At 54.0% G+C, this 2,041-nt stretch carries 1 protein-coding gene and 1 pseudogene; both read left to right on the top strand.

The window, feature by feature from the left end; translation table 11 throughout:
- Positions 1-1,251 (top strand): DUF790 family protein (locus tag AV929_RS10575; RefSeq protein WP_064288232.1); only part of this gene is annotated, 1,251 nt, incomplete at its 5' end.
- Positions 1,252-1,751: 500 nt separating this feature from the next.
- Positions 1,752-2,041 (top strand): annotated as a pseudogene (locus AV929_RS10570) (hypothetical protein); the annotation flags it as partial.

Below are 2,041 nucleotides of genomic sequence, written 5' to 3'. Positions count from 1 at the left end.
CTCATTCAGATTTTTGAGGCCCATCTCGGTGAACCGAAAGGTGATCTGGAGGACACTATTGACCAACTCACCATCGCAGATACGGACTACAAGGTCGTCCAAGGGCTGGCGAAACTGCTGAAAGATGAGTGTGAGTTCGAGACGGTTGCTCCAGTTGAGCCACATGAGATTCGTCAGCGATTGTTCGAGAAGGCAAATGAGTCGTATCCGATTGTTCGCCAGCCCACGCTCGGTGAGGACACGCAGAAGTTAGAAGTGTACAGTTCCGTTGCTGATGCGCTGGGTATCACACTCGAAGAGTGCCACCAGGGGATGTACGCCGACTTGGAGGAACACAAACGACTTGTTCGGTTTGGACACCGTGTTTCCGATGAATGCCAAGATGCAGAGGAGTCATCGACTACGACTCAACTGACGGGAGATAGTGAGGAATCATATGCAGCGGATACAATTACGCCTGACTGGCTTCTCACCCGTTATAATCTGGCGTTAGCACAGGCTGTCCTCTACGATGCGACCGAGATGCGGGTGCGGGTCTGGGACTCGTTTGCGACGGTATTCAGTTACGTGAAGTTATTCGGGTTGATGCACCGCATCTACCCAATCGACAGCAACGGCAAACGCGTGAGGAGTACCGATGCAGCAGACGGATACGAAGCTATCTTAGATGGGGCGGCGTCCCTCTTTTCGAAATCGCGGAAGTATGGGATACGGATGGCGAACTTTCTGCCAGCACTGCCGTTATGTGATCGGTGGGAGATGGAGGCCGACATTCTGGATGATGGGGGTGGATCGACGACTCAGACGCTTTCCTTTGCGCTTGATGACACTGACGACCTGTCTTCACACTACGCTGCGCAGAGCGATTTCGACTCTGACGTAGAACGGACACTCGCCCAGAAGTGGGACCGTGCGAACACGGATTGGGAACTCGTCCGGGAAGATGACGTGCTGGACTTAGGTGCAGAGGTTATGCTCCCTGACTTCGCTATTGAACATCCAGACGGCCGGCGAGTTATATTCGAGATTGTTGGCTTCTGGACACCCGAGTATCTTGATGAGAAGCTGGCGAAGATACGCGAGGCGAACCGAGATAATCTCATTGTTGCTGTATCTGAGCGCTTAGACTGTTCATCTGGGGATTTCGATGGAATAGATGACCGTGTGCTATGGTTCAAATCGGGGATCCACGTCTATGATATTGTGGAGTTGGCTGAGAAGTATGCCGTCGAGGCCCTGCCAGCCGAGTAGGTCGGTCTGTCTCGTTTCACCGTGTTCCCTGTGGGTTCTAATCACGGAGTGGAAGAATTCAAAAAGCGGTCAGCTTATGAATGAGTTGACGCCGCAAGAAGTCTGTCGGGCTTCAGTATCTGCGTACGTATAGGACTGATTTGAGTATAACTCATAGCGAGAACGTGGTAGGCTCTGGAAGCCCAATGAATCGATAAGAGTGGAAGATGGGGAATAGAGCGCGTGAAGAGGGTATGACAGAGGGAACTTGGCGGTCGCCAGCCACAGAGGGTCAGTTGGGGAGTGATGAGGCAAGCGTGTCGGATATTTTTCCGGGACTGCTCCGACCGGCGGCTACCTGCATATACTGGCCAGTGGATAATCAAGCCCCACAGAGTGTTTCTGACTCTGAAACACTCCTTCTGGGTCGGCTCTTACCAAGCACAGCGAAACAGCCGAATTCCTCTCTGTATTGCTCGTGAGCCAGTCCAAAATTTTGTGTTCCTCTGTCGGGTGAGAGGATGACTGACCTTTCACTCGGTACGTTCGGAGACGGAGACAGCGCCGACAACGACCTCGATCCAGATGCCGCAAGCATCGCCCGATGTGCGACGACGTGTCGCGCTCCTGATCGCGACGACAGCAGTTGGGTCGCCCCGGACGAGGACTGGGGGCTGACAACGCAGCGGCCGGCGTCGTCAATCAACACGTCAGCTGGTCGAGCAACCAAACAGCAAACCCGGTGGGTCGTCGGCGGGGACATCGGAGACTACGTTGAGCAGTACGCAACTGGCGACCTCCTGCAAATCCC

The sequence above is a fragment of the Haloarcula sp. K1 genome (assembly GCF_001647155.1).
In the GTDB taxonomy this organism is placed as follows: Archaea; Halobacteriota; Halobacteria; order Halobacteriales; family Haloarculaceae; genus Haloarcula; species Haloarcula hispanica.
The sequence above is the reverse complement of the archived record's forward strand: the minus strand, read 5'-3'. Positions and strand labels throughout refer to the sequence as shown.